The sequence below is a fragment of the Paenarthrobacter sp. Y-19 genome (assembly GCF_029223985.1).
GTDB lineage: Bacteria > Actinomycetota > Actinomycetes > Actinomycetales > Micrococcaceae > Arthrobacter > Arthrobacter nicotinovorans.
Genome location: NZ_CP119414.1, coordinates 2,528,447 through 2,549,674, shown reverse-complemented (window position 1 = coordinate 2,549,674; position 21,228 = coordinate 2,528,447). Strand labels below are relative to the sequence as shown.

Annotated in this window: 19 protein-coding genes; 8 read left to right on the top strand and 11 right to left on the bottom strand. The window is 62.6% G+C overall.

The window, feature by feature from the left end:
• Positions 1-159: 159 nt before the first annotated feature.
• The 4 genes from hisN to PYR64_RS11960 form a co-directional block, all read right to left on the bottom strand.
• Positions 160-984: a histidinol-phosphatase gene (hisN, locus tag PYR64_RS11975; RefSeq protein ID WP_018776392.1), complete on the bottom strand. Its 825-nt coding sequence runs from the start codon at positions 982-984 to the stop codon at positions 160-162.
• 71 nt (positions 985-1,055) lie between these two features.
• Entirely contained in the window at positions 1,056-2,171 is a 1,116-nt protein-coding gene (locus PYR64_RS11970) for a ribosome small subunit-dependent GTPase A (RefSeq protein WP_275775403.1), read from the bottom strand.
• Between the two features lie 2 nt (positions 2,172-2,173).
• The gene (gene aroA / locus PYR64_RS11965; RefSeq protein ID WP_039242096.1) at positions 2,174-3,541 is read right to left on the bottom strand and encodes a 3-phosphoshikimate 1-carboxyvinyltransferase; all 1,368 of its coding nucleotides are present in this window, start codon (positions 3,539-3,541) and stop codon (positions 2,174-2,176) included.
• 6 nt (positions 3,542-3,547) lie between these two features.
• Entirely contained in the window at positions 3,548-4,063 is a 516-nt protein-coding gene (locus tag PYR64_RS11960; RefSeq protein WP_055972066.1) for a DoxX family membrane protein, read from the bottom strand.
• Positions 4,064-4,332: 269 nt separating this feature from the next.
• Between PYR64_RS11960 and PYR64_RS11955 the strand changes: the two genes are divergently transcribed.
• Together PYR64_RS11955 and rsrA are read left to right on the top strand one after the other, a co-directional pair.
• Entirely contained in the window at positions 4,333-5,046 is a 714-nt protein-coding gene (locus tag PYR64_RS11955; protein WP_269453275.1) for a sigma-70 family RNA polymerase sigma factor, read from the top strand.
• Complete coding sequence (rsrA, locus tag PYR64_RS11950) at positions 5,043-5,303, top strand: mycothiol system anti-sigma-R factor (RefSeq protein ID WP_018776387.1); 261 nt, start codon at positions 5,043-5,045, stop codon at positions 5,301-5,303. Before PYR64_RS11955 ends, rsrA begins: the two co-directional genes overlap by 4 nt.
• Before the next feature lie 301 nt (positions 5,304-5,604).
• On the opposite strand, the gene PYR64_RS11945 is transcribed toward rsrA, so the two are convergent.
• The 5 genes from PYR64_RS11945 to PYR64_RS11925 form a co-directional block, all read right to left on the bottom strand.
• Positions 5,605-6,219: a PadR family transcriptional regulator gene (locus PYR64_RS11945; RefSeq protein ID WP_189075161.1), complete on the bottom strand. Its 615-nt coding sequence runs from the start codon at positions 6,217-6,219 to the stop codon at positions 5,605-5,607.
• Positions 6,219-7,067 carry a DUF4097 family beta strand repeat-containing protein gene (locus PYR64_RS11940; protein ID WP_018776385.1) on the bottom strand — a complete coding sequence of 283 codons (849 nt, stop codon included), beginning with the start codon at positions 7,065-7,067 and terminating at the stop codon, positions 6,219-6,221. The genes PYR64_RS11945 and PYR64_RS11940 overlap by 1 nt, the downstream gene beginning before the upstream one ends.
• 102 nt (positions 7,068-7,169) lie before the next feature.
• Positions 7,170-8,444: a serine hydrolase domain-containing protein gene (locus PYR64_RS11935; RefSeq protein WP_189075160.1), complete on the bottom strand. Its 1,275-nt coding sequence runs from the start codon at positions 8,442-8,444 to the stop codon at positions 7,170-7,172.
• A gap of 2 nt (positions 8,445-8,446) precedes the next feature.
• Complete coding sequence (locus PYR64_RS11930; protein ID WP_018776382.1) at positions 8,447-9,094, bottom strand: GDSL-type esterase/lipase family protein; 648 nt, start codon at positions 9,092-9,094, stop codon at positions 8,447-8,449.
• 92 nt (positions 9,095-9,186) lie between these two features.
• Complete coding sequence (locus PYR64_RS11925) at positions 9,187-12,990, bottom strand: multifunctional oxoglutarate decarboxylase/oxoglutarate dehydrogenase thiamine pyrophosphate-binding subunit/dihydrolipoyllysine-residue succinyltransferase subunit (RefSeq protein WP_110503940.1); 3,804 nt, start codon at positions 12,988-12,990, stop codon at positions 9,187-9,189.
• 488 nt (positions 12,991-13,478) lie between these two features.
• Between PYR64_RS11925 and PYR64_RS11920 the strand changes: the two genes are divergently transcribed.
• The 5 genes from PYR64_RS11920 (at position 13,479) to PYR64_RS11900 (ending at position 18,897) form a co-directional block, all read left to right on the top strand.
• A complete protein-coding gene (locus PYR64_RS11920) occupies positions 13,479-14,828 on the top strand; it encodes a hemolysin family protein (protein WP_018776380.1) in 1,350 nt (449 codons plus the stop codon).
• On the top strand, positions 14,825-15,898 hold the full coding sequence (locus tag PYR64_RS11915; protein ID WP_018776379.1) for a hemolysin family protein: 1,074 nt from the start codon (positions 14,825-14,827) through the stop codon (positions 15,896-15,898). Before PYR64_RS11920 ends, PYR64_RS11915 begins: the two co-directional genes overlap by 4 nt.
• A gap of 115 nt (positions 15,899-16,013) precedes the next feature.
• The gene (locus PYR64_RS11910; protein WP_055972079.1) at positions 16,014-17,015 is read left to right on the top strand and encodes a zinc ABC transporter substrate-binding protein; all 1,002 of its coding nucleotides are present in this window, start codon (positions 16,014-16,016) and stop codon (positions 17,013-17,015) included.
• 175 nt (positions 17,016-17,190) lie between these two features.
• Positions 17,191-18,006 carry a metal ABC transporter ATP-binding protein gene (locus tag PYR64_RS11905; RefSeq protein WP_227453525.1) on the top strand — a complete coding sequence of 272 codons (816 nt, stop codon included), beginning with the start codon at positions 17,191-17,193 and terminating at the stop codon, positions 18,004-18,006.
• The gene (locus tag PYR64_RS11900; protein ID WP_018776376.1) at positions 18,007-18,897 is read left to right on the top strand and encodes a metal ABC transporter permease; all 891 of its coding nucleotides are present in this window, start codon (positions 18,007-18,009) and stop codon (positions 18,895-18,897) included. It abuts the gene before it with no gap.
• On the opposite strand, the gene PYR64_RS11895 is transcribed toward PYR64_RS11900, so the two are convergent.
• Positions 18,894-19,361 (bottom strand): Fur family transcriptional regulator, encoded by a 468-nt coding sequence (locus PYR64_RS11895; protein ID WP_018776375.1) that lies wholly within the window; start codon positions 19,359-19,361, stop codon positions 18,894-18,896. The genes PYR64_RS11900 and PYR64_RS11895 overlap by 4 nt on opposite strands.
• Before the next feature lie 94 nt (positions 19,362-19,455).
• Between PYR64_RS11895 and PYR64_RS11890 the strand changes: the two genes are divergently transcribed.
• Entirely contained in the window at positions 19,456-20,109 is a 654-nt protein-coding gene (locus PYR64_RS11890; RefSeq protein WP_039242078.1) for an MBL fold metallo-hydrolase, read from the top strand.
• Here PYR64_RS11890 and PYR64_RS11885 read toward each other — a convergent pair.
• On the bottom strand, positions 20,106-21,188 hold the full coding sequence (locus PYR64_RS11885) for a PLP-dependent cysteine synthase family protein (protein ID WP_275775386.1): 1,083 nt from the start codon (positions 21,186-21,188) through the stop codon (positions 20,106-20,108). The genes PYR64_RS11890 and PYR64_RS11885 overlap by 4 nt on opposite strands.
• Between the last annotated feature and the right edge of the window lie 40 nt (positions 21,189-21,228).

The following is a 21,228-nucleotide window of genomic DNA, read 5'->3' as shown; positions in this document are numbered from 1 at the left end:
CTAAGGCACGTCCGGGGGACGATCCAAAGCCGTGGGGTTTTGTTAAGCGCTTTGTTACGCGGAATGCCAAATCATCATTTCCGCGAACAAAAAACGGCGGACGCGCACAAAAGCGGGCGTCCGCCGTCGAAAATTCGGCAATCCGGAGTAGGGCCGGCCTCAGGCTTGGGGCTGCAGGAGGTCGTCCAGTCCGGGGTTCAGACGCTTCAGGACTTCCGAATGCAGGATGGAGTTGGTGGCGAGGGCGTTGCCGCCGAACGGTCCGTCTTCGCCTTCCAGGGAAGTGAAGCGACCGCCAGCCTCCGTCACGATGGGGACGAGCGCAGCCATGTCGTAGAGGTTCAGCTCCGGTTCGCAGGCGATGTCCACCGCGCCCTCGGCCACGAGGCAGTAGGACCAGAAGTCACCGTAGGCACGTGTGCGCCAGACGTCCTCCGTGAGGTCCATGAATTCGTCCAGATTGCCCCGCTCCTTCCAGCCGGACAGGCTGGAGTAGGACATGGAAGCGTCGGCCAGGCGTGAAACGTTGGACACCTTGAGGCGGGTTGCTGAAGCGAGGGACCGACCCATGTAGGCGCCCATGTCCTTGGCAGCCCACCAGCGTTTGCCCAACGCCGGAGCGCTGACCACACCAACGACGGGCTCGCCTTCATCGACGAGCGCGATCAGCGTTGCCCATACTGGAACGCCGCGGACAAAGTTCTTTGTTCCGTCGATGGGATCGATGATCCAGCGCCGCGATCCGTGGCCACTGCTGCCGAACTCTTCACCCAGGACTGCATCACGTGGACGCGAGCGCGACAACTGACCGCGGATAGCCTCCTCCGCAGCCTTGTCGGCATCGGTGACAGGGGTGAGGTCCGGCTTGGTTTCGATCTGCAGGTCCAGGGCCTTGAAGCGATCCATGGTTTGGGCGTCGACGGAATCGGCGAGGACATGGGCCAGGCGCAGGTCGTCGTTGTAGGTGGAAGCGGGTTGGGTCATGGCACCAAACTATCCTGAAATACTGGCGGCGGTGGGGACGTTACCGCTGCACCTTCAGTTTTCCAGTGTCATCAAGTAACCGTGCCGAGCTCTTTCGCTTCTTTGGCCTCCAGGCGCGGGTCCGCGCCCAGCAGGCGACGCAGTGACGCCAGGCGCGCCACCCCTGAAGGGCCCGCATGTCCTTCATTGACCCAGGTGTCCAGCCCGCAGTTCACTGCCGTAGCGTCGTGCTTGCATCCCCGCTCGCATGCTTCGGTGCCGGGTTCGAGGTCCGGGAAGGAATGCAAGATCCGGTCCGGATCCACGTGGGCCAAGCCGAAGGAGCGGATACCGGGGGTGTCAATGATCCAGCTGCCCGAGGGGGCATCCGCGAGCTTCAGCGCCAATGCCGACGACGAAGTGTGCCGGCCACGTCCGGTGACGGCATTCACGCCGCCGGTGGCCCGCTCGGCGCCCGTCAACGCGTTGACCATGGTGGACTTGCCCACACCGGAGTGGCCCAGCATGACGGTCACTTTGCCACCGAGGTGTGCGCGTAGCCGGGAAACAGCATCCCTGTCCAACCGGGCCGACAGCCCATCATCGGATCGGGCATCAATGCCGCCGGCTTCAGAATCGGCTGTCCGGCTGATAATCACCGGGAAATCCAGGCTGACGTAGTTGGCCAGCAGTTCAGTGGGATCCTTCACGTCGGCCTTGGTGATCAGCAGCAATGGCTCAATACCGGCGTCGTACGCCGCCACAAGGGCGCGGTCGATGAACCCGGTCCGCGGTTCGGGATTCGCGGCTGCAACAACCACCACCAACTGGTCGGCGTTGGCCACGACTACCCGTTCGATCGGATCCGTGTCATCGGCGCTGCGGCGAAGGAGGGTCCGGCGTTCTTCCACCCGGACCAGCCGGGCCAGCGTGTCCGGAGACCCGGAAACGTCGCCTACAAGGGCCACGAAGTCACCGGGCACAACAGGGTTGCGCCGGAGTTCGCGGGCGCGTGCGGCGATGATGATGCGTTCGTTGGGGGAGTCTTCGTCAACGATTGCCCGGTACCGCCCGCGGTCCACCGTGATGATCCGTCCGATCACGGCGTCATCGTAGCTGGGACGGTCCTTGGTCCGGGGTCGTGATCCTTTTTTGTTGGGACGGATCCGGACATCGGATTCGTCCCAGGAACGTGCGTCGCGGCCCATGGTCAGTTGCCGGCCTCATTCGTGCCGGCGGAGTCAAGCATTCGTGCCCACATCTCCGGGAACTCGGGCATCGTCTTGGATGTTGTGGCGATGTCTTCAACCTGGACGCCGTCGACGGCGAGTCCCAGGATGGCGCCGGCAGTGGCCATTCGGTGGTCTGCGTAACTGTGTACCACTCCGCCATGGAGGGAAGCTGGGCGAATTACCAGGCCATCGGCAGTTTCTTCCGCATCGCCACCAAGGCGGTTGATTTCGGCAACCAAGGCAGCGAGGCGGTCTGTTTCGTGGCCGCGGAGGTGGGCGATGCCCGTCAATCGCGAAGGGCCGGTAGCCAGAGCGCACAGTGCGGCTACGGTCGGCGCGAGCTCGCTGGTTTCGTCGAAATCAGCACCCTTGATCTCATTGCCGCCTGTAACCGTCAGTGTTCCCCCGTCAAGGGTGACGCTTGCGCCCATGGCAGCAAGGATGGTCCGCCAGAGATCGCCCACCTGTGTGGTGCCGGTGGGCCAGTTGGGAATGCGGACAGTGCCGTGCGTTGCCAGGGCGGCGGCCAGGAAGGGGCCGGCGTTTGAGAGATCCTGCTCGATCCGCTGGTCGAAAGCACTGATCCTGCCGGGCGAAACGCGCCAGTGGTTGGGTACGGAGTCATCGACAGTAACGCCCACGCTCCGAAGCACCTCAACGGTCATGGTGATGTGGTCCAGGCTTGGAACGGGTTTGCCCACGTGCTCCAAGTGCAGGCCTTCGGTGAAGCGGGCGCCTACCAACAGCAACGCCGAGACAAACTGGGAGGAAGCGCTCGCGTCGATGACCAAGTGACCGCCGCGCACCTCGCCGGTGCCTTCCACCGTGAAAGGAAGGGACGACGGCGTCCTGCCGCCTTCGGCTGCGACCGGAACTCCCAGGGCGATCAGTGCCTCGATGATGGTTCCCATTGGACGGTTACGGGCATGGGGATCGCCGTCGAAGACTGTGGCGCCGCTGCGCAGGGCAGCCAGCGGGGGAACGAACCTCATGACGGTACCGGCCAGACCGCAGTCGATGGCTGTCGTTGAGCTCGAAGCAGAGGGGTCCAGGGGAGTGATCTCCAGGTCGGGCCCATAGTCACCGTCACCGGGTACCTCGGTGACGGTGGCACCCAACTGCCTGAGGGCCTGGATCATCAGGGCCGAATCGCGTGAATGCAGCGGAGCCCGGAGCCGCGAAGGACCATCCGCCAAGGCTGCCAGCACCAGGTACCGGTTGGTCAGCGATTTTGAACCTGGGACCGTCACGGTGGCGTCCACGGGCCCTTTGGCATAAGGGGCCGGCCATAGCGGGAGGCTGGCGGCTTTGTCCGGTTCGGTATTGGCGGCGGTGGTACCTGTCATGCTTCCTTATGCTCCAACTGCGTTGTCTACGGCCTTGCGCACTGCTTTGTCTGCCTTCTTGATCTGCTTGCCGGTGACCTTCCTGGCGTCGGCGGCAAGGTGCTCGGCCCGCCAGGCGATGCTCGGACGGCCTTCGGTGTCCACCGACGCCAACAACACGCCGCCGGTAAGTGAGATGTTCTTCAGGAGCTGGGCCTTCCGGGCGGTGCGCCCCTCCTTGGTGCTGATGTCGGCTGAACGCCATTCGACGTAGGAGTTCAGGGCGGACGTCAGCGCGAGCACTGTCGCTGCGAAACGCGAAAGCTTACCCAGTCCGAGCAGGGCTCCGGCGCCGAGCTGGGCTCCACCCAGGACCCGGGCGAGGGTCTTCTCGTCCGCTTTGAAGGGCAGCGATTCAGAGGCTCGTCGAAGGACCGGTGACAGTTGCTTGGCGGTGTCGTCAGCGTTCTTGAGCTTGTCCAGACCTGCAACGACAAAGCTGGATGCGAGCATGGGCCGCGCGAGAAAACGGATAAAAGACATGTTTTGCCTCCTGGGTGGCTTGCCACACTGTTCGATGAGTGTTGTGTTCACGGGGTGCAGTCGGATCTAGTCTTGCACTTTTGCGGAATATTTACCCAGCAGCGGCCGTTGTGAGTTTCAGGTGCGGTGGAGACCGGACTGCGGCACGGCGTTGCCGCTCGCTGAACGGAGTTGGTTTTTTGACTTTGGTGAAGGACCGCATGGTTCTACCGGAGGCCGGGTACGGGGTGCAGCCGGATTCTCCCAAGCTGACAGTAGACTTGGCAACGATGAGCACCATTGAACCGGCCGCAGCGGCCATGTACGAAGCAGCCGACGCGACGGACGACGATAACGCCCCGGCGCCGGCCGCCGTCGATGTTGCAGCGGAGAGCCCGGAGCAGCGGCGCGAGCGTTTTGAGCGCGACGCAATGCAGTACGTCGACCAGCTGTACTCGGCTGCCATGAGGATGGCGCGGAACCCTTCTGACGCGGAGGACCTCGTCCAGGAGGCCTACACCAAGGCCTTTTCAGCGTTCCACCAGTACAAGCCCGGCACCAACCTCAAGGCGTGGCTGTACCGGATCCTGACCAACACCTACATCAACCTCTATCGGAAGCGGCAACGAGAACCGCTGCAGTCCAATTCGGACACGATCGAGGACTGGCAACTGGCCAAAGCCGAGTCGCACACTTCGGCGGGCCTGCGTTCAGCCGAAGCTGAGGCTCTTGACCACCTGCCGGATTCCGACGTCAAAAACGCGTTGCAGGCAATTCCGGAAGAATTCCGGTTGGCTGTCTATTTCGCGGATGTCGAGGGATATGCCTACAAGCAAATCTCGGAGATTATGAATACCCCGATCGGCACTGTCATGTCGCGGTTGCACCGTGGCCGGAAGATGCTGCGGGACATGCTGGCGGACTATGCCGCCGAACGGGGCTTCAAGGCCCACACCGAAGATCAGGCTGCGGCCGGAAGCAACAATCAGGAGAAAGAGAAATGAGCGACTGCCAGGGATTGGGCGATTGCGACGATACGCGAATGCAGCGGATCTATGAGTATCTCGACGGTGCATTGACACGTGAGGACCTCACGGAAATCAAGCAGCACCTGGATACGTGTGAAGAGTGTGCAGAACAGTATGACCTTGAGTGCCTCATCCGCACCATGGTCAAGCGTTCGTGCACCGAATCCGCTCCCGAGAACCTCAAGAATTCCATCCTGGACAGGATTCACTCGATCAAGCCTGTTGACGCCTGATCCGGCCGCCGGCTGGCACGGCCTGGTCTTGTGAGGGTTTAACGCCAAGGGCCCCGGAAACCGCATGGTTTCCGGGGCCCTCGCTCTTAAGCCTGTGACGCTAAGCCGTTGGCTTAGGTGTTGGGACGCTTGCCGTGGTTCGCGCCGCCGCGCTTACGGTCACGACGCTTACGTGCACGCTTGCTCATAGCTGGCCTCCTTCAATGATTGATACTCAATAGAGCTGCCCTCCAGTTTCGCACATCCGGGTGCTGCGCCGCGAACCGGGAGGCGTCCGCGCGGCGGGGCGCTTTGCCTCAGCTCAGTTGTTGAGTGAATTCCTGATGGATATTCGAGCCTGATCCAGGACCGCGCGGACCGTTTCCAGTGCCACTGGCGTCAGCGGGCGGGCAGCCCCGTGTTGACGCAACTCCACGCGGATATCGTCCCGGAAGGCCTGCACCATTAATTCTGCTTCCTTGAGGATGCGCTGGCCTTCCGGTGTGTAGCCCGCCGTCCGACTGCGGAAAGCGGCGGAGGTGGCATTTGTGCGGGCTACTTCCGCCGTAGCGGCAAGATCGGCACGAAGGCCGCGCATGTTGCTGCGAATGTCCTCGCGTAAGTTGTCGGCGAGCCGCCTGACGGAGGCGGAGATGGTGTCTTCGACGTCCGCCAGTTCCTCCCGTCGGCTGTCCAGTTCCGCGCGCCCGGCTGAGGTGATGGAGTATTTCGTGCGCCGGCCCTCGGTCTCTGTAGCGACGAGACCGTCCTCTTCCAGCTTGCCCAGTCGCGGATAGATGGTTCCGGCGCTGGGGGAGTACGTTCCGCCGAAGCGGTCGCCGAGGGCCTTGATCAGTTCGTAGCCGTGCTTGGGACCGGTTTCCAAGAGGGCAAGGAGGTACAGGCGCAGTGCGCCGTGGGCGAAGACGGGAGGCATCAGAGACCAGCTTCCCCTGGCGACTGCCGGCTGTTGTCCGGTGACGGTGCCGAGCCGTGGATGATGTAGGTCTTGCCGGAGACCGTATTGGTGCGGACAAGCATGAGCCGTTCGTCAGGACCAACGATTGTGTGGACATTGCTGCCGGGCTGGGCGTACATCTGGTCATCGATCACTACGGTTCCGCTGGCTGATTTCGCCACGATATCCAGGCCAACGTCGTGGGGGAGCCGGATGGTGAGGTCGCCGGAGACCGAGTTGGCTCCAAAGTCGTTCGTGTAGTCCTGGAGATCGAAGCTGAGGTCGCCACTGACTGTGCTTGCCCGGACGCTTTTGAAGGTGCCCGACGCCGTGACTTCGCCCGAGACGCTCTTGGCGGTCAGGACGCCGTCGTGGTTCCTGGCGATGACTTCCCCGCTGACGGTGTTCACGTGGAGTTCGCCGTTGGTGCCGTCCGCCATGACGGAACCTGACACAGTGTTCAGGCGCGTGCGGCCGCTGACGCCGGACACCATTCCGTCGCCGCTGACGGTTCCGGCCTCGACGTCGACGCCGGGTGGCAGCGCGATCCCGACCACCACCGAGTTGGTGCTGCTGTTGTTGACGGTCCCCATGAGGTTGCGGAACCAGCCCTGCGGCCCCTGCAGCTGGTGGCGCACTTCCAGGCGCCCGTCCACCAGTGTCACCGTAAGGGGGTCGCCGGTGATTTCGCTGATCTCGATGCGGACAAAGGGTTCGTCGTGGGTCACGACGTCGAATCGGCCCTTCACTATGCCCAGCTTCAGGGAGCGGACGTTATCCACTTCAATGGTTTGCGGGCCCGTCACGGTCCATAGTTCGTCTGACATGATCCCTCCAAGTTGCGATATATCGCGTTGATGAAAACACGATATATCGCGTTTCCCGGCGAATCAAGAGCTCCGGCGAATCAAGAGGTAACGGACCCGGCGTCAGCTCCCGGCTTGGTAGACCTTGCCGATGAGTGACCTCGCGATGGTCACGGCAGGGTCCCGGCCGTCGGCCGCCGGTGCCAGATTTGTCCACACCACGAGGGTCACTCCGTTGACGGGATCGCTGCCCATGAAGGTGTTGAAGCCCGGAAGTTCGCCGGTATGGCCGTAGAGCTTCCCGAACTTCGCTATGCCCCAGCCGTAGGAAGCACGGTCGGGGTTTTCCGGGTTGGTGGGGATGACGCTGTCGAGTCGTTGTTGCTGGAGCCCGGCATCGAGCAGCTTCCCATTAACGAGGGCTTCGCCGAGGATCTTCAAGTCCGTGGTCGTGGAGATTCCGGACCCTGCTGCCCAGGCCCATGACGGATTGACATCAGTAACGTCGTTCGGGGCCAGGGTGCCCGCGGCGGCTTCCTTTTGCATGTCCTCGGGAAGGGCAGGATTGGTCATCGTCAGGACGTTGTCACCGTAGAAATAGCCCTGGGGATGTGGCTCCGGAATGCTGTTGGACGAAATGTCCGGAAAGACCGTTCCCTTTAAGCCGAGGGGCTGGAAAATGCGCTCCTTGAAGAGATCACCGAGTGGCTTTCCTGCGACCTTCTCGGCGATGAGGCCCAGAAGGACCGTGTTCGTGTTGGAATAGTGGAAGCCTTGCCCCGGCGCGAAATATGGCGGATGGGCAAACCCCAGCGCGAGGAGCTCTTCCGGTTTCCACTCCCTGCGCGGTTCTTTATCCATGGCTGAGTTGAGCTCAAGGGTTTCGGTGTAGTTGAACAAGCCGCTCCGCATGGTCAGGAGCTGCTCGAGAGTGATGCCGTCACCATTGGGAACGTCTGGACGGTACTTTGAAACGGGATCACCAAGGGCGAGCTTGCCCTCCTGGACGAGCTGAAGAATGACTGTGGTTGTCCAGGTCTTGGTGACCGAACCCACCCGGATGTGGTCCGCCATTGAGACCGGCCGTTCGGCGCCGCGGGTACCTGTGCCGTAAGACGCAGTGAGGGTTCCCCCGGGAGTTTCCAGCAGCACCATGGCTCCCGGGACAAGGACTTCCTTGGCTGTCCGCTCAAAGTCCGCGCGCAAGCCCTCCGAATCGAAGCGCTGCAGCGCCGTGGGCGCCGATGTTGGAGAAGCAGTGGATGCCGGTGCCGACGCGGCTGTTGAGGACGCGGGGGAGACCGGGGGACCGGAACTGCAGGAAACTGTGGCTGCCACTGCGGCAATTACTGCCGCCGCTGTTGCTGCTCTGACAGAAACCTGCATGTTCCGCGTCATGGCTACTCCGGTTGAGCGATATTAAGCCACTGGAACCAGCCACGGTGCAGGACAAGCCACGCAATCAAGCCGTAGCCGGCCTGGCCCGGTGTTCCCCCATTGGCTGCGAGGTCCGTCCTCCACTGCTCATGATTGAGCAACGGGGAGAACGTGTCAACGTAGTGGTGGTTGCGCCGCGTGGTGACATCGGCAAAAGCTGTGTTGAGTTCAGCAAGACGCTTGTTGCGTGCCGGATCCAAAGTGGGAGGCGGACCAACCACGAAGACCTCCACGCTGCTGTGCGAAGCTCCGTCGAGGATGTTGGCCAGATTCAGCCGGCTCCGCGCTGTGGAAAGGCCAAATTCGAGATCGCGACCTGAAAGTCCGATCACCAGCCGGTTCTCATGGGTATCGCTGAAGCGCCTGCCGGCTTCTTCCTGCCATCGGGCGGCCAGGCCCTCTGTACCTTCCATGGGACAAGGGAGCGGAAAGCTCTCCACCACGACGGAGTCCTGGGGTGTGCGGGCCAGGACTCTACCGAGCCAGCCCAGGGCGCGGGGATCCCCCAGGCCCGCGAGCAGTTCATCTCCAACAGCTGCGATACGCAGCTTCCTGTCTTCCACGGTTACCTCTTCACACTCGTTACGGTCCTTGCACAGTTTCCGGATCATCGGCCGGTTTTGGGACCGGGTACCTGTCCCATTAAACAGAACTGCCCGGCCTGAGGCGTGCTAATCGCTCCTCAGGCCGGGCAGTTTCGTTTTTACTTACGTTCGAATGCCTGCTTGATCAGGGCATCCTGTTCTGCGGCGTGGCGCTTCATGGAACCGGCAGCCGTGGATGCCGATGCCGGACGCGAGACCAGGCGGAGCTTGCGGTCAAGTTCCGGTGCCAGGTTCAGGCCCATGAAGGGCCACGGGCCCTGGTTGGCGGGCTCGTCCTGCGCCCAAACGATGTCAGCGTTCGGGTACTTGGCGAGCTCGGCCTCGATCTCAGCCTTCGGCAGCGGGTACAGCTGCTCCACGCGGATGATCGCCGTGGAGGTGTCACCGGACTTCTGGCGGTTGGAGAGGAGGTCGTAGTACAAGCGGCCGGAGACCAGGATGACCCGGTCCACGTTTGCCGGCTGGACTTCCGGATCGCCGATTACCGGCCTGAAGCCACCCGTGGTGAAATCTTCGACGGCGGAAGCGGCACCCTTGAGGCGCAGCAACTGCTTCGGCGTGAAGATGATCAGCGGCTTGCGCGGACGGCTGTATGCCTGGCGGCGCAGAAGGTGGAAGTGCGAGGCCGCGGTGGTGGGGTTGGCCACGATCATGTTGTCTTCTGCGCACATCTGAAGGAAGCGCTCAATGCGTGCCGAGGAGTGGTCCGGGCCCTGGCCTTCGTAGCCGTGGGGGAGCATGAGCACCAGTGAGGAGCGCTGGCCCCATTTCTGCTCAGCCGAGGAAATGAACTCGTCGATGATGGTCTGGGCGCCGTTGACGAAGTCACCGAACTGGGCTTCCCACAGAACGAGCGCATCCGGACGCTCCACCGAGTATCCGTATTCGAAGCCCATGGCCGCGTATTCGGACAGCAGGGAGTCGTAGATCCACAGCTTGGCCTGGTCATCGGAGAGGTTGCCCAAGGGCAGCCACTCGTTGCCGTTGGCACGGTCGTGGAAGACGGCGTGGCGCTGAACAAAGGTGCCTCGGCGCGAGTCCTGCCCTGCAAGGCGCACAGGTACGCCTTCCATGATCAAGGAACCAAAGGCAGCGATTTCGCCGAAGCCCCAGTCGATGCCGCCTTCACGGGACATCTGCTCGCGCTTCTCCAGCAGCTGCTTGAGCTTGGAGTGGACGGTGAAGCCCTCGGGGATTTCCAGGTGGGCCTGGCCGATGCGGGCAAGAGTCTCAGCGGAAATCGCAGTGGACGTGGGGGCGTTGGTCCCGAAGTCCGCCTGCTGGGCAATGGGACGCTCGATGTCCGAAACGGCCGCGGAGTCCGCGGTGATGATCGGGATCGGGGACGTCTGCGCGGCGTGGGTCTCGGCGAAGACCCGCTCCAGGCGCTCCTGGTAGTCGCGGAGCAGCTGCTCTGCTTCTTCTTCGGTGATGTCCCCACGGCCGATGAGCGACTCTGTGTACAGCTTGCGGACGGAGCGCTTGGCTTCGATCAGGTTGTACATGAGCGGCTGGGTCATCGAGGGGTCGTCGCCTTCGTTGTGGCCGCGACGGCGGTAGCAGACCATGTCGATGACGACGTCCTTGTGGAAGCGCTGGCGGAACTCGTAGGCGAGCTGAGCAACGCGCACCACGGCTTCGGGGTCATCGCCATTCACGTGGAACACCGGTGCCTGGATCATCTTCGCGACGTCGGTGGAGTACGTGGAGGAACGTGAAGAGGACGGCGCAGTGGTGAAGCCGACCTGGTTGTTGACGATCACGTGGATGGTACCGCCGGTACGGTAACCGCGGAGCTGCGAGAGGTTCAGGGTTTCCGCAACCACGCCCTGGCCGGCAAATGCGGCGTCACCGTGGACCATGATGGGCAGCACCGGGAAGGACTCGCCCTGGTCCAGGCGGTCCTGCTTGGCGCGGACGATGCCCTCAAGCACCGAGTCGACGGCTTCAAGGTGCGACGGGTTGGCGGCGAGGTAGACCTTGGTCTGCTTGCCGTTGTCCGAGGTGAAGGTACCTTCGGTTCCCAAGTGGTACTTGACGTCGCCGGAGCCCTGGACGGAGCGGGGATCCTGGGTGCCTTCGAATTCGCGGAAGACCTGTGCGTAGGTCTTGCCAGCGATGTTGGTCAGCACGTTGAGGCGGCCACGGTGGGCCATGCCGATGGCAACTTCATCCAGTCCGTCGTCAGCGGCGTCCGAAATGACGGCGTCCAACAGCGGAATCAGGGACTCGCCACCTTCGAGGGAGAACCGCTTCTGGCCGACGAACTTGGTCTGCAGGAAGGTCTCGAAGGCCTCTGCAGCGTTGAGCTTGGAGACAATGCGCAGCTGCTCTTCGCGGCTCGGCTTGGAGTACGGGTGCTCCAGCTGGTCCTGGAACCACTTGCGTTCGGCCGGTTCCTGGATGTGCATGTACTCGATGCCTGTGGTGCGGCAGTAAGCATCGCGGAGCACGCCGAGGATATCGCGGAACTTAAGCTGCGGCTTGCCACCGAAGCCACCGGTAGGCCACTCGCGGTCGAGGTCCCACAGGGTGAGCCCATACGTCAGGACGTCAAGGTCAGGGTGCTTGCGCTGCACGTACTCCAGCGGATCGGTGTCAGCCATGAGGTGGCCGCGCACGCGGTAGGAGTGGATCAGCTGCTGGATGCGGGCAACCTTGTTGATCTCGTCCGCGGGATCCACCTGCAGGTCCGGGCTCCAACGAACGGGTTCGTAGGGAATGCGCAGGGCTTCAAAGATCTCGTCGTAGAAGTTCTGCGCGCCGAGGAGGAGCTGGTGGACGAGCTTGAGGAATTCGCCGCTGCCTGCGCCCTGGATGACCCGGTGGTCGTAGGTGGAGGTCAGGGTGAGGATCTTGCTGATGGCGTTCTGGGCGATGATCTTCTCGCTGGCGCCCTGGAACTCGGCCGGGTAGTCAAGTGCGCCGACGCCGATGATGGCCGCCTGGCCCTTGGACAAGCGCGGGACCGAGTGCACGGTGCCGATGCCGCCGGGGTTGGTCAGCGAGACCGTGGTTCCTGCGTGGTCGTCAGCCGTGAGCTTGCCGTTGCGGGCACGCTTGATCAGGTCCTCGTAGGTGTGCCAGAACTCCGCGAAGTCCATGGTCTCGGCCTTCTTGATGTTTGGAACCATCAGCAGGCGGGTGCCGTCGGGCTTGGGCATGTCGATTGCGATGCCGAAGTTGACGTGCGCGGGCTGCACGGCGCTCGGCTTGCCGTCAATTTCGTCGTAGTAGACGTTCATTGACGGGAACTGGGAAAGCGCACGGACAACGGCGTAACCGATGAGGTGGGTGAAGGAGACCTTGCCACCGCGGGCACGGGCAAGGTTGGAGTTGATGACGACGCGGTTGTCGATGAGCAACTTGGCCGGAACAGCCCGGACGCTGGTAGCGGTAGGCACTTCGAGGCTGGTGACCATGTTGGTGGCGATGGCCTTGGCCGGGCCGCGGAGGACGGAAACCACGTCCTCTTCCGGCGCTGTCGGGGCCTTGTTGCTCTTGGGCAGCTGGGCAGGGATCGGCTGTGCAGCGGTGCCGGCGGCGGGCTTCTTTGCTCCGTCCCGGGCAACCGTGGCAGGTGCTTTTTTCGCCGGAGCGGGTGCGGCCGGAGCCGCGGGGGCGGCGGCCGGCGCTGCTGCGGGGGCCGCCGGCGCCGGTGCCGGTGCCGCTGCAGCCGGAGCTACGACGGGAAGTACTTGGGTAGGGGGATTGGCAGCTGATGGGGCTGCAGAGGTTCCGTTGGAAGAAGTGCCGTCAGCGGAAGCAAAGGATTCGAAGAGCGGCCACCATTTGGTGTCCACCGAGTTCTTGTCCTGTTGGTACCGCTCGTACAGTTCGTCAACGAGCCACTCGTTTCCGCCAAATTCCTCTGGTAGACGGTGGCTGGGCTGCTCTGGCACTTGAAATACGCCTCTTCCATGAGTGTTGTTTTCCCGCTGGCCAAAGTTGCTTTTCCGCAACGATGGGACAGGGTCCGGGTCCCGCGAACTCAGACCCCTGACAGTCTAGTTAGGATCGTTGGTTAACTGCCAATAGTGGTGACCTAAATCATGTTGCGGCTGACTTAGTGGCGTGGCTCTGCTTTTTTGTTGCGAAGTTGGCCCTCCTGAGGGAGACCACGGTTGCCGGACTGTAGACTGAAAGTCTTATGGACAGTAAATCTAGGTGCCGGCCTGGGAACTGTCGGGGGAGCCAATCTGGCAACTCCGCACAGCGTGCCCGTCGAGCCGGCAATACCCGTTCACATGCCCATCACGCGCCGGCGTTCACTGCCGGTGGTGCCGCAGACCATGCGTCCGCTGCACCCGACCAGCCTCCGCCGGGGCGATTCCCCGGGCCGAAGGCCTTAACCCCATTGCACGCGCCTGCCCTTGGAGGGATGCGCTAAGTGGAATGGATTCTTCTTCTCGCCGGTTTTGCCCTCATCCTCGGGACCGGCTTCTTTGTAGCTGTTGAGTTCTCCCTGGTGGCCCTCGACCAGGCAAGCGTCCAGCGCGCTGTTGACAATGGCGACCACGCTGCGGCTCCGTTGCTGAAGTGCCTCAAGTCGCTCTCCACCCAGCTCTCCAGTTGCCAGCTGGGCATCACACTGACCACGCTGCTGACTGGTTTCGTCATGGAGCCTTCTGTCGGGCAGTTGCTCCTCGGGCCGCTCGGCCTGCTGGGCCTCCCGAGCGAGGTCGTGCACTCCGTTGCCCTGATCGTGGCCATGGCCTTCGCCACGCTGCTGTCGATGCTTCTGGGCGAATTGGTCCCCAAGAACATGGCCATCGCCCTCGCCTTCCCGCTTGGGAAGCGGCTTGCCCGACCCCAACTGATGTTCACTGCCGTCTTCAAGCCGGCCATCGTGGTGCTGAACGGGTTCTCCAACAAGGTCCTGAACCTGTTTGGCCTGGAGGCCAAGGAGGAGATCTCGGGAGCACGGACACCTGCTGAGCTCGCATCCTTGGTGCGCCGGTCGGCCGAACTCGGGACGTTGGATGCCGGTACGGCCAACTTTGTGGCCCGTACTTTGAACTTCTCCGGAAGGACCGCGGCGGACGTCATGACGCCCCGGATCCGCATGGAGACCATCGACGCCGACCAGCCGGTGACTGACATCCTTGACGCCGCGAGGCGTACCGGATATTCCCGTTTCCCCGTCATTGGCGATTCCACGGACGATATCCGCGGCGTGGTCCATGTCAAAAAGGCTGTGGCCGTACCCGCTGAACGTCGGGCCAAGCTCCAGGCCGGTGCCATCATGACCGATGTCCTTCAGGTCCCTGAGACCATCCACCTTGATGCCCTCCTGTCTGAACTGCGCGAAGGCAACCTGCAACTCGCCGTCGTGCTTGACGAGTACGGCGGCACGGCGGGCATTGCCACCCTTGAAGACCTGGTCGAAGAAATCGTTGGAGAGGTCGCTGACGAGCACGATAAAGTCCGGCCCGGCGTCCTGCAGAGCGCGACAGGCGACTGGTATTTTCCGGGCCTGCTGCGGCCGGATGAAGTGTCGGAACAGATCCCGAATCTCACCGTTCCCGACGAGTCTGCCTATGAAACCGTGGGTGGTTACGTCATGAGTCAGCTTGGCCGGATAGCCAAGGTGGGGGATGTCGTGGAAACGCCGGGAGGCACCCTGACAGTCACCAGGATGGATGGCCGCAGAATCGACAGGATCTGCTTCCACCACGTAGTCCGTGATGACGAGCAGGCCGACGCCGGATCCGACCACCACGAGGCAGGTGCCGTATGAGTGACTGGGTAGGAATTGTCTGGCTTGTCGTCCTTTTGATCGGCAATGCCTTCTTTGTCGGTGCCGAATTCGCCGTCATGTCGGCACGCCGCAGCCAGATCGAACCCCTGGCCGAGGCCGGCTCCAAGCGGGCGCAGACAACATTGCGCGCCATGGAGAATGTGTCGCTGATGCTGGCGTGTGCGCAGTTGGGCATTACCGTCTGCTCGCTCCTGATCCTCCAGGTTGCCGAGCCTGCCATTCACCATCTCCTGGCGGAGCCGCTCGAACTGCTGGGCGTACCGGTCGAACTGGCGGATATCTCCGCTTTCGTGATCGCGTTGCTGTTCGTCACGTTCCTGCATGTCACGTTCGGTGAGATGGTCCCCAAGAACATCTCGGTTTCCGTGGCGGACAAGGCGGCCCTCCTGCTGGCGCCACCTTTGATGTTCATCGCCCGCGTGGTTAACCCGGTCATCTGGTCCCTCAACTGGTTGGCGAACCACATCCTGAGGTTGATGAAAATCGAACCGAAGGACGAAGTGTCTTCGTCCTTCACGCTTGAGGAAGTGCAGTCGATTGTCCAGGAATCCACCCGGCACGGCCTGGTGGACGATGAGACAGGATTGCTCAGCGGTGCTTTGGAGTTCTCGGAGCACACGGCGTCCCACATCATGGTGCCCTTGGACAAGCTGGTGGTGCTCAAGACGGCCTCCACGCCCGTCGACCTGGAAAAAGCGGTCAGCCGTACCGGCTTCTCCCGTTTCCCGATGGTGGACGACGACGGCGAACTGGCCGGATACCTGCACGTGAAGGACATCCTGTCCATCCCGGACGAGGGTCGCAGGCACCCCATTGCCGAGGGTCGCATCCGGTCCTTGGCCAACCTGTCACCGGACGACGAGATCGAGCAGGCCATGTCCGTCATGCAGCGCACCGGCTCGCACTTGGCCCGTGTTGTTGGCGCCGGTGGAGACACCCAGGGCGTCTTGTTCCTTGAAGACGTCATCGAGCAGTTGGTCGGCGAAATCCGCGATGCCACCCAGGCGACAGGCATTCGACGCTTTGGTGGACAACAAGCCCAGGCATAACCGCCTGAGAGCTTGGAGAGCGGGCGGGCATCGATTTTTCAATCGATGCCCGCCTTTCGCTAAATAGGAATCATTCCCAATTAGGGCTACACTGGGATCTGCCCAGTAATTGTGTTTGATTCTCATTTTGAGTAGATCCGAGGTTTACGTGCGTCGTTACGCCGCCCGCCTGTCCGTAGCCGCTTCCGCAGGACTGGCCGCGCTCCTGCTGTCCTCCTGCGCCGGAACGGCCGGAGCTAACAGTCCTTCGGCTTCCGGGGCCATCGAAGTTGTCACGTCCACCAACGTCTACGGCGACATTGTGAAAGCAGTCGGCGGAGACAAGGTGAACGTCAACGCCATCATCACCAAGACCAGCCAGGATCCTCATTCCTATGAGGCCAGTGCCCAGGACAAGCTGGTGATCTCCAAAGCCAAGCTCGTGGTGGAGAACGGCGGGGGCTATGACGAATTCCTGCACAAAATTGCCGATGAAACCAAAATCGGCCATGAGAACATGATCAGCGCCGTCGAAATTTCAGGGCTCGCCCCCGAAGGGGAAAGCCACAGCGAAGAGGCCCACTCCGAGGACGGCCACACGCATAACCACGGCGAGTTCAACGAGCACGTTTGGTACAACCTGGACGCCATGGGCAAGCTCGCCGATGCCGTGGCAAGCAAGCTCGGCAGCCTGGACGCGGACTCGGCCGCGACCTTTACGGGCAACGCAGACGCCTTCAAAGCCAAGCTCACTGAACTGACCGGAAAGCTCGACGCCGTGAAGGCTGCGGACGGGCACGCTCCCGTGGCGATCACGGAGCCTGTGCCGCTGTACCTCCTGGAAGCCGCGGGCCTTGAGAACAAGACCCCGGAAGCCTACAGCGCTGCTGTGGAAGAGGGCACGGACGTTCCGCCCGCCGTCATGAAGGAAACCACTGATCTTCTCAGTGCCGGTTCGGTCCGTTTCCTGGCCTATAACGAGCAGACTGCCGGTCCTCAGACCGAAACTGTCAAACGGGCAGCCGAGGCTGCCGGCGTGCCGGTTTTGAATTTCACTGAAACGCTGCCCGAGGGCAAGGACTATGTCCAATGGATGACCGACAATGTGGAATCGGTTTCATCCGCACTGAAGAAGTAGGCGTTTCCGGCTCCGGCAATGCGGTTAAGGGCCCCGCTGGCGTCCTAAGATGTTCAGGATGGCTGCGGGGCCTTTTTGCCTGCCGCCACCGCCGCCGGTAGCGCCCCCACCCGGACGCCAGGCAGCGGCCCCCAACAAACTACGTTCACAGCAGCGTATGGATCGAGGACAACCTTTGACACCCGTAGTGAGCCTCCGCGGAGCCAGCCTGCAGTTCGGCAAGAGGACACTCTGGAGGGACCTCGACCTCGACATCAACCCGGGTGAGTTCTTCGCCGTCCTCGGCCCGAACGGGAGCGGCAAGACCAGCTTCCTCAAGGTCCTCCTGGGATTGCAGGAACTGCACTCCGGAACCGTGTCCCTGGGTGGGCATCCGGTGGAACGGGGCAGCAAGCGGATCGGCTACATTCCGCAGCAGAAGTCCTTCGCGCCGGATACACCCTTGCGCGCACGGGACTTGGTGGGCCTGGGCATCGACGGACATCGCTGGGGTATCCGGTTGTCGTCCGGCAAGGTCAACCAGCGCATCGACGAGTTGTTGGAACTGGTAGGAGCGTCGGACTACGCCAAGGTGCCGGTCGGGCAGCTCTCCGGAGGCGAACAGCAACGGTTGAGGGTTGCCCAGGCGCTGGCCACTGAACCGCAGGTCCTGCTCTGCGACGAGCCTCTTCTCTCCCTTGATCTTCACCACCAGCAGGGCGTCAGCTCGTTGATCAACCAGCAATGCCACGAGCGGAACAGCGCCGTGGTCTTCGTGACGCACGAAATCAATCCCGTGATCGACTACGTGGACCGCGTGCTCTATCTGGCCGGTGGCCAGTTCCGGGTCGGAACGCCGCAGGAGGTCATGACGACGGAAGTCTTGTCCGAACTGTACGACAGCCATGTGGAGGTCATCCACACCAACGGGAGGATCGTCGTCGTCGGTCTGCCGGACGCCACCACGCACTTCCATGACGACGCCCACGCAAGTGCAGGGGAGGACCTCTAAGTGGATCTGGACACCATTCTGCAGACCATCTTCAACTTCGAGAACTACGGCGAACTGCTGGTCCTCGTCCAGAACTCGCTCTGGGCCGGTGCCGTACTGGGACTCCTGGGCGGTCTGGTTGGGACGTTCGTGATGAAACGGGATTTGGCCTTCGCCGTCCACGGCATCTCCGAGCTCTCCTTTGCCGGGGCGGCCTTCGCGCTTCTGATCGGAGCCGATATCATCTTCGGTTCCCTGATCGGTTCGGTGGCGGCCGCCGTCCTGCTCGGCTTCATGGGAGTCAGGGCGCGGGACAAGAACTCAATCATCGGCGTCATCATGCCCTTTGGCTTGGGCCTGGGAATTCTGTTCCTGGCACTGTATGAAGGCCGGGCTGCCAACAAGTTCGGACTGCTGACCGGACAGATTGTCTCGGTGGATACTGTTCAGCTGCAGGCGTTGGCGGGAACCGCGGTGGTAGTGATGATCGCCTTGCTCGCCATCTGGCGTCCCCTGAGCTTTGCCAGCGTAGACCCGGAAATGGCTGAAGCCCGGGGTGTTCCCGTGCGCGGCCTGGCGATCGGCTTCATGGTGCTGCTGGGCATCAGTGTTGCCCTGTCCATCCAGATAGTCGGTGCACTGCTTGTCCTTGCGCTGCTGATTACGCCGGCAGCGGCGGCGTTGCGTGTGACCACCTCACCCAAGCTGGTGGTGGTCCTGAGTGTAGCCTTCGCGTTGACGGCCACTGTGGGCGGCATTCTGCTGGCCCTGGGCAGCCGCATCCCCATCAGCCCGTATGTGACGACGTTGTCTTTCCTGATTTACGTGGTGTGCCGGATTATTGGCCGGGTGCGGAGCAACCGCGGCCTGAACGGCCGGGTCACGCGGGACCAGCCGGCCGGGGCTCTCTAGAGTTTTCCTGCGGCCTTTTTGGCGGTGCACTCGGGGCACAGACCAAAGATCTCCACTGTGTGGGCTACTTCGGTGAAGCCGTGTTCAGTAGCCGTGCGTGCTGCCCAGGTCTCGACGGCGGGTGCCTCCACCTCGACGGCCTTGCCGCAGTTCCGGCACAGAAGGTGGTGGTGGTGGCCCGTGACGGCGCAGCGGCGGTAGACTGCCTCACCCTCACCATTTCGGAGGACGTCGATGAGGCCATCATCGGCCAGGGACTGGAGAATGCGGTAGGCGGTAGCCAAGGACACCGAAATGCCCTTGTTCTGCATCAGGCGGTACAGCTCCTGGGTGCTGACGAAGTCATCCAATTCGTCCAACGCTGCACTCACGGCCAAGCGCTGCTTGGTGACGCGCTGCTCCTTGACGCCGCCGGTGACCGGCCCGGCCGGGCCCGTAGTGGCGGAATTGGTGCCGTGTGGCATGAAAAGGCTCATTTCCGTGGGGATGCTGGCAAACTTCGATTTTACCAGCAGCGGCTGCTTGGAAACTCTCAGCGGCCGCCCCTAGGCTGGCCTCATGATGCTCACCAAGTACACCCACGCCTGTGTCCGGTTGGAGAAGGAAGGAAAAGTCCTGGTGATTGATCCCGGGACGTTCTCCGAATCCGCCGAAGCGTTGAACGGAGCTGACGCCGTGCTGGTAACGCACGAGCACAACGACCACCTCGACAGCCCGGAGGTCATCAAAGCTTTGCGGAGCAATCCTGACCTGGTGGTCCATGCGCCGGCCAGGGTAGCTGCCGCACTGCAGGAAGAAAGTGACATCGCCGACCGCGTGCACTCCGTCGACCCCGGTTCATCCTTTGACGTCGCCGGTTTCAGCATCCGGACTTTCGGCGGACAGCACGCCCTCATCCATGCCCAGATCCCGGTGGTGGCAAATATCGGCTACCTTGTGGACGACAACGTGTTCCACCCCGGAGACTCCTTCGTGGTCCCGGACGGGATCGAAGTCAAAACACTGCTGGTCCCCATCCACGCCCCGTGGTCCAAGATCGGCGAGGTTGTGGACTTCGTCATTTCCGTCCGCGCCCCCAAGGCCTTCCCGGTCCACGACGGCCTGCTCAACGAACTCGGGCGTGGCGTCGTCGAGGGCCATGTAACGCGGATCGGTGCACGGTACGGCACCAGCTACACGCGGCTCGCGCCCCGGGAGTCGGTAGAGGTCTAGCCGGGCCACACTCCTGTGTCGTGGAACCGGTCCAGCACTTTCTCGTGTGAAGCCGGATCCAGGCCATGGGCCGCGAGCCACCCGGCGTCGTAGTAGCTGCCAACATAACGGTCGCCGCCGTCGCACATGAGTGAAACGATGCTGCCTTTGCGTCCTTCGGCCACCATCCGGGCGACCAGCTGCCAGACACCCCACAAGTTGGTGCCTGTGGAAGGGCCCGCGTGAAGCCCGGTCAGTTTGCGGAGGTGGCGCATGGCCGCGACGGATGCGGCGTCGGGCACCTGGATCATGTGGTCGATGACGGCCGGAACAAAACTCGGTTCCGAGCGGGGCCGGCCGATGCCCTCGATGCGGGAAGGCAGACCGGACGCTGCCGCCGCGTTGCCGTCCCGCCACGCAGGGTAGAAGGCCGAGTTTTCCGGGTCCACCACCGCCAGGCGTGTGGGGTAACGGTTATAGCGAAGGTATCGGCCGATGGTTGCGCTGGTCCCGCCTGTGCCTGCTCCGACGACGATCCATTCGGGCACCGGGTGCTCTTCGAGGGCAAGCTGTTCGAAGATCGATTCTGCGATGTTGTTGTTGCCACGCCAGTCCGTTGCCCGCTCGGCGTAGGTGAACTGGTCCATGTAGTGGCCGCCGGACGTCCGTGCGGTCTCTTCGGCAACGGCGTAGACCTCCGATGCATGGTCCACGAGCAAGCATGAGCCGCCAAAGTCCTCAATGAGGGCGATTTTCTCCGGACTGGTGGTTTTGGTCATCACGGCGATGAAGGGCAGGCCGATCAACCGGGCAAAGTACGCCTCAGAGACGGCCGTGCTGCCGCTGGACGCTTCCACAATGGTGGTGCCCTCGGTAATCCAGCCGTTGACGAGTCCATAGAGGAACAACGACCTCGCCAGGCGGTGCTTCAGGCTGCCCGAGCGGTGCGTGGACTCATCCTTGAGGTACAGCTGCACGCCCCAGTGTTCCGGCAGGGGCACCGCGTACAGATGCGTGTCCGCCGAGCGGTTGTTTTCAGCCTCGATGGTGCGGATGGCCTCGCTGGCCCAGGTCCGGTCCTGAATACACGAATTGCTCACCGGATAAGCCTAGGCTGGAAACGTGGTTCCGGCAGCAACG

What these genes read in the sequence shown, in the direction of transcription:
- hisN (WP_018776392.1), bottom strand. Translation starts at nt 984, where the DNA reads ATGACCCAACCCGCTTCCACCTACAACGACGACCTGCGCCTGGCCCAT.
- PYR64_RS11970 (WP_275775403.1), bottom strand. Translation starts at nt 2,171, where the DNA reads ATGGGCCGCGACGCACGTTCCTGGGACGAATCCGATGTCCGGATCCGT.
- aroA (WP_039242096.1), bottom strand. Translation starts at nt 3,541, where the DNA reads ATGACAGGTACCACCGCCGCCAATACCGAACCGGACAAAGCCGCCAGC.
- PYR64_RS11960 (WP_055972066.1), bottom strand. Translation starts at nt 4,063, where the DNA reads ATGTCTTTTATCCGTTTTCTCGCGCGGCCCATGCTCGCATCCAGCTTT.
- PYR64_RS11955 (WP_269453275.1), top strand. Translation starts at nt 4,333, where the DNA reads ATGAGCACCATTGAACCGGCCGCAGCGGCCATGTACGAAGCAGCCGAC.
- rsrA (WP_018776387.1), top strand. Translation starts at nt 5,043, where the DNA reads ATGAGCGACTGCCAGGGATTGGGCGATTGCGACGATACGCGAATGCAG.
- PYR64_RS11945 (WP_189075161.1), bottom strand. Translation starts at nt 6,219, where the DNA reads ATGCCTCCCGTCTTCGCCCACGGCGCACTGCGCCTGTACCTCCTTGCC.
- PYR64_RS11940 (WP_018776385.1), bottom strand. Translation starts at nt 7,067, where the DNA reads ATGTCAGACGAACTATGGACCGTGACGGGCCCGCAAACCATTGAAGTG.
- PYR64_RS11935 (WP_189075160.1), bottom strand. Translation starts at nt 8,444, where the DNA reads ATGACGCGGAACATGCAGGTTTCTGTCAGAGCAGCAACAGCGGCGGCA.
- PYR64_RS11930 (WP_018776382.1), bottom strand. Translation starts at nt 9,094, where the DNA reads ATGATCCGGAAACTGTGCAAGGACCGTAACGAGTGTGAAGAGGTAACC.
- PYR64_RS11915 (WP_018776379.1), top strand. Translation starts at nt 14,825, where the DNA reads ATGAGTGACTGGGTAGGAATTGTCTGGCTTGTCGTCCTTTTGATCGGC.
- PYR64_RS11895 (WP_018776375.1), bottom strand. Translation starts at nt 19,361, where the DNA reads ATGCCACACGGCACCAATTCCGCCACTACGGGCCCGGCCGGGCCGGTC.
- PYR64_RS11890 (WP_039242078.1), top strand. Translation starts at nt 19,456, where the DNA reads ATGATGCTCACCAAGTACACCCACGCCTGTGTCCGGTTGGAGAAGGAA.